This is a genomic window from Kytococcus sp. HMSC28H12 (assembly GCF_001816045.1).
In the GTDB taxonomy this organism is placed as follows: Bacteria; Actinomycetota; Actinomycetes; order Actinomycetales; family Dermatophilaceae; genus Kytococcus; species Kytococcus schroeteri.
Genome location: NZ_KV824265.1, coordinates 1 through 5,052 on the forward strand (window position 1 = coordinate 1; position 5,052 = coordinate 5,052).

Consider the following 5,052-nt stretch of genomic DNA (forward strand, 5'->3'; position numbering starts at 1 on the left):
CGTCCACCGCGTGCCCCAGCAGGGCCCTCCGGTGCACCTCGGCGGGGTCGCACCCCACCGCGTGGCCCAGCAACGCCGCCGCATCGGGGGCCGGGCTGGAGCAGCCGGCCTCGGCCAGCCGCTGCGTCGCCGAGCGCAGCAGGGCGGTGAGCTCCACCGTCGCCACGCCCTCAGCCCTCCCCGGCCAGCAGACGGGCCTCGTGGTCGGCCACGAGCGAGTCGATGACCGCCCCCAGGTCCCCGTCCAGCACCGCGGGCAGGTTGTGCGCCTTGTACCCACTGCGGTGGTCACTCACCCGGCTCTCGGGGAAGTTGTACGTGCGCACCCGCTCGCTGCGGTCCACGGTGCGCACCTGCGCCCGCCGCGCCTCGCTCGCCTCCGCCGCGGCCTCCTCCATGGCCGCCCGGCGCAGTCGGGAGGCCAGCACCCGCAGGGCGGCCTCCTTGTTCTGCAGTTGCGACTTCTCGTTCTGGCAGGTCACCACCACACCCGTGGGCAGGTGGGTGATCCGCACGGCGGAGTCGGTGGTGTTGACGCTCTGGCCACCCGGCCCCGAGCTGCGGAAGACGTCGATCTTCAGGTCGTTCGGGGAGATCTCCACCTCGGCCGGGTCCTCCACCTCGGGCAGCACCAGCACCCCGATGGCCGAGGTGTGGATGCGTCCCTGCGACTCGGTCACCGGCACCCGCTGCACGCGGTGCACCCCGCCCTCGAACTTCAACCGCGACCAGGGCATCCGTCCGGCCGGGGCCGACCCGGCGCGGACCACCACGCGCGCGTCCTTCACCCCGCCCAGGTCCGAGGCGGTCGACTCGGCCACCGTGGCCGACCACCCCTCCCGCTCGGCGTGCCGCAGGTACATGCGCACCACCTCGCCGGCGAAGAGCGCGGACTCGGCGCCTCCCTCGCCGGCCTTCACCTCCAGGATCACGTCCCGGTCGTCGTCCGGGTCCCGCGGGAGCAGCGCGCGGGTCAGCGCCGTCCGGGCCTCCTCGAGTTCCGCGGCCAGCGCCTCGGCCTCGGCCGCGAACTCGGGGTCCTCCGCGGCCAGCTCCCGGGCGGCGGCGAGGTCCTGCTCGGCCTGCCCCACCCGTCCGGCGGCCCGCACCACCGGCTCCAGGGCGCTGTACTGCCGCGCGGTGGCGCGCAGGCGCGTCGGGTCCGACACCACCTCGGGGTCGGCCATGAGCGCCTCCAGCCGGGCGTGCTCGGCCAGGGCCTCCTGCAGGGCGTCGCTCATCGGGCCTCCCTCATCCGGACATGATGATGGCCGGGGCCCCCGTGGGGAACCCCGGCCATGACCAGAAGTCTCAGTTGCCGGCCTTGTTGCCGTAGCGCTGCTGGAAGCGCGCCACGCGACCACCGGTGTCCAGGATCTTCTGCTTGCCGGTGTAGAAGGGGTGGCACTGGCTGCAGACGTCCACGTTCATGCGGCCGTTCGCGGCGGTGCTGCGGGTGGTGAAGGTGGCGCCACAGGTGCACACGACCTCGGTGGTGTCATACGCGGGGTGAATGTCCTTGCGCATGGGTCTCTCCTCGCTGGATGGGGATGTCCGGGTCGTCCGCGTGCCCGTGTGGACGGGACGCCGCGTTCCCCGATCGGGGCCTGACGTGAACCGGACGCAACGGAGCATTCTGCCAGCGCCGTCAGCCCGCTGGCAAACCGCCTCCGACGCGGGTGGGACGGGCCACCCGGCCACCCCTCCCCCGTCCCCCCTCGGTGCCATGCCCCCTCGGTGGTGATGCGTCCTACAGTTCACCCATGTTCGACTTCCTGCGCGATCCCCAGTGGCTCTGGTGGCTGGGCGCCGCCCTCGCCCTCGGAGCGATCGAGATGCTCACGCTCGACTTCATGTTCCTGATGCTGGCGGCGGGCGCCCTGGTGGCCATGGTGGCCGCTGCTCTGGGCCTGAACCTCACCGGGCAGTTCGTGCTGTTCTGCCTCAGCGCCCTGGTGCTGCTCTTCTTCGTGCGCCCCGTGCTGCGCCGCCGCCTGGAGGAGAGCACCCCGCTGGCCGTCACCAACGCCGCCGCCCTGACCGGTCGCGACGCCCTCGTGGCGGAGCCGGTCACGGAGCTGGCCGGCACGGTGAAGCTCCACGGAGAGATCTGGAGCGCCCGCCCCCAGTGGGACGGTGAGACCTTCGCCGTCGGCGAGCGCGTCCGCATCGCCCGCATCGACGGAGCCACCGCGCGCATCGAGCGCCTCCCTGCCTGACCCGTCCGACCCACAGTCCCCGAGGAGGAGACGTGCCCGAAGCCATCACCGCAGTGGTACTCGTGCTGCTGCTGCTGTTCGTGGTCGTCGTGCTGGTGCGATCCATCAAGATCGTGCCGCAGGCGACCGCCGTCATCGTCGAGCGCCTGGGCCGCTACAGCAAGACGCTGGACGCCGGCCTCAACCTGCTCATCCCGTTCATCGACAAGCCGCGCGCCACGGTCGACCTGCGTGAGCAGGTCGTGAGCTTCCCGCCGCAGCCGGTGATCACCAGCGACAACCTGGTGGTCTCCATCGACACGGTCATCTACTTCCAGGTGACCGACCCCAAGGCCGCCACCTACGAGATCGCCAACTACATCTCGGGTATCGAGCAGCTCACCGTCACCACGTTGCGCAACGTCATCGGTTCGCTCGACCTCGAGCAGACGCTGACCAGTCGCGACCAGATCAACGGTCGCCTGCGCGGCGTGCTCGACGAGGCCACCGGCCGCTGGGGCATCCGCGTCAACCGCGTGGAGCTCAAGGCCATCGACCCGCCGCCCAGCGTGCAGGACTCGATGGAGAAGCAGATGCGCGCCGAGCGCGACCGTCGTGCGGCCATCCTCAACGCCGAGGGTGTCAAGCAGTCGCAGATCCTCACGGCCGAGGGTGAGAAGCAGGCCGCCATCCTCACCGCCGAGGGTGACGCGCAGGCCGCCGTGCTGCGCGCGCAGGGTGAGTCCCGCGCCGTGATGCAGGTGTTCGACGCCATCCACCGGGGCAACCCGGACAGCAAGGTCTTCGCCTACCAGTACCTGCAGGCGCTGCCCAAGATCGCCGAGGGCGACGCCAACAAGATGTTCTTCTTCCCCAGCGAGATCACCGACGCCCTCAAGGGCGTGGGCGGCATCCTGGGCGGCCAGGGCGCCCTGGACGGCGCGTCGGCCCACCTGCAGGAGAACGTCAAGGGCGAGGCCATGCACCTCGACATCGAGGAGGCCACCCTGGAGGACCCGGCCGAGGCGCTGCGCAAGGCCCGCGCCGAGGCGGCGGGGGCCACCGACGAGGCCGCGGACTCCACCAGCCAGCGCCGCGGTTCGGCGGCCGGCATGGGCGGCCTGGGGGGCTCCACCCCGGCCGGCGGCTCGCCGGTGCAGAGCAACCCGGGCCTGGACACCACGCAGCAGGTGCCGCAGCAGAACTCGCCGATGCGGGACGACGTCCCCAGCGGTGAGGTGCAGCCGGAGGACCCGACCGACGGGTTCCCGCGCGGCTGACGCCTCCCCCACACCAGAGAGCCCCTCACCGGATCACCGGTGAGGGGCTCTCTGCACTGCGTGCGCCGGGCGCTCAGTCCTCGTCGTCGAGCTTGATCGAGGAGGTCTGCTGCACCTGCATGAGGAACTCGCCGTTGCCGGTGGTCTTCTTCATGCGGTCCAGGAGCAGCTCCATCGCGGCCTGGGTGTCCAGCGCGGCGAGCACGCGGCGCAGCTTCCAGACCACCTTGAGCTCCTCGGCGTTGAGGAGGATCTCCTCCTTGCGGGTGCCCGAGGCGTTGACGTCGACGGCCGGGAAGACGCGACGGTCGGCCAGCTGGCGCGAGAGGCGCAGCTCCATGTTTCCCGTGCCCTTGAACTCCTCGAAGATCACCTCGTCCATCTTGGAGCCGGTCTCCACCAGGGCGGTGGCGAGGATGGTGAGCGAGCCACCGTTCTCGATGTTGCGAGCGGCACCGAAGAAGCGCTTCGGCGGGTACAGCGCGCTGGAGTCCACACCACCGGACAGGATGCGGCCGGAGGCCGGCGCCGCGATGTTGTAGGCGCGGCCCAGACGGGTGATGGAGTCCAGCAGCACCACGACGTCCTGGCCCATCTCCACGAGGCGCTTGGCGCGCTCGATGGCCAGCTCGGCCACGGTGGTGTGGTCGTCGGCCGGGCGGTCGAAGGTGGAGGCGATGACCTCACCCTTGACCGTGCGCTGCATGTCGGTGACCTCCTCGGGGCGCTCGTCCACCAGGACGATCATGAGGTGCACCTCGGGGTTGTTCTGCGTGATCGCGTTGGCGATCGACTGCAGGATCATGGTCTTTCCGGCCTTCGGCGGTGCCACGATGAGGCCGCGCTGGCCCTTGCCGATCGGCGCCACCAGGTCGATGACCCGGTTGGTGTAGTTCTTCTGCCCGGCCTCCAGGCGCATCCGCTGCTGCGGGTAGAGCGGGGTGAGCTTGCCGAACTCGACGCGGCGCTTGGCGTCCTCGGGGGACATGCCGTTCACCTGGTCGACCTTCACCAGGGCGTTGAACTTGTTCTTGTTCGCCTTCTGGTTGCGGCGGCCCTGCTGCGGCGCCGGCATCGACATGTCGTCGTCGAGGTCGTGGCGCGGCTTGATGCGGCCCACCACGGCGTCACCCTTGCGCAGACCGTGGCGCTTGATCATCTGCTGCGGCACGTAGATGTCGCTCGGGCCCGGCAGGTAACCGGTCGTGCGCACGAAGCCGTACGAGTCGAAGACGTCCAGGATGCCCGCGATCGGCACCAGGTCGGCGTCGTCATGCTGGCCGCCGCGCTGCTGGTCGCGCCCGCCGTGGTCGCGGCCCTGCTCGTCGTCGCGGTTGCGGCCACGGTTGCGGCGGTTGCGACGGTTGCGGCGGCGGCCGCCGCGCTCCTCGTCGTCACGACCGTCGGTCGGGCCGTGCTGGCGGTCGTCGTCGCCCTCGCCACGGCGCTCCTCGCGCTCGTCGCGCCCCTGCTCACCGCGGTCGTCACGCTCGCCACGGTCCCCGCGGCGCTGGTCGTCACGGTCACGGGCGCCCTGGTCGCGGGCGTCGTCGCCCCCGGCCTCCCCACGCGAC

5 protein-coding genes and 1 pseudogene are annotated in these 5,052 nt (G+C 71.3%); 2 read left to right on the forward strand and 4 right to left on the reverse strand.

Annotated features, from left to right (window positions below):
• The 3 genes and pseudogenes from HMPREF3099_RS13680 to rpmE form a co-directional block, all read right to left on the reverse strand.
• Window positions 1-280, reverse strand: a pseudogene (locus HMPREF3099_RS13680) (hypothetical protein); the annotation flags it as partial.
• Window positions 171-1,241 (reverse strand): peptide chain release factor 1, encoded by a 1,071-nt coding sequence (prfA, locus tag HMPREF3099_RS00625; protein WP_070703280.1) that lies wholly within the window; start codon window positions 1,239-1,241, stop codon window positions 171-173. The gene prfA and the pseudogene HMPREF3099_RS13680, both read right to left, overlap by 110 nt.
• Window positions 1,242-1,311: 70 nt before the next feature.
• Window positions 1,312-1,527: a 50S ribosomal protein L31 gene (rpmE, locus tag HMPREF3099_RS00630; RefSeq protein WP_070703281.1), complete on the reverse strand. Its 216-nt coding sequence runs from the start codon at window positions 1,525-1,527 to the stop codon at window positions 1,312-1,314.
• Window positions 1,528-1,763: 236 nt separating this feature from the next.
• Here rpmE and HMPREF3099_RS00635 point away from each other — a divergent pair, with 236 nt between their 5' ends.
• Both HMPREF3099_RS00635 and HMPREF3099_RS00640 read left to right on the forward strand, forming a co-directional pair.
• Window positions 1,764-2,219, forward strand: a complete 456-nt coding sequence (locus tag HMPREF3099_RS00635; protein ID WP_070703282.1) for an NfeD family protein — start codon at window positions 1,764-1,766, stop codon at window positions 2,217-2,219.
• Between the two features lie 32 nt (window positions 2,220-2,251).
• Complete coding sequence (locus HMPREF3099_RS00640) at window positions 2,252-3,478, forward strand: SPFH domain-containing protein (RefSeq protein WP_070703283.1); 1,227 nt, start codon at window positions 2,252-2,254, stop codon at window positions 3,476-3,478.
• 73 nt (window positions 3,479-3,551) lie between these two features.
• Here HMPREF3099_RS00640 and rho read toward each other — a convergent pair.
• Window positions 3,552-5,052: transcription termination factor Rho (gene rho / locus HMPREF3099_RS00645; protein WP_070703284.1), on the reverse strand; the 1,501-nt coding region annotated here is incomplete at its 5' end.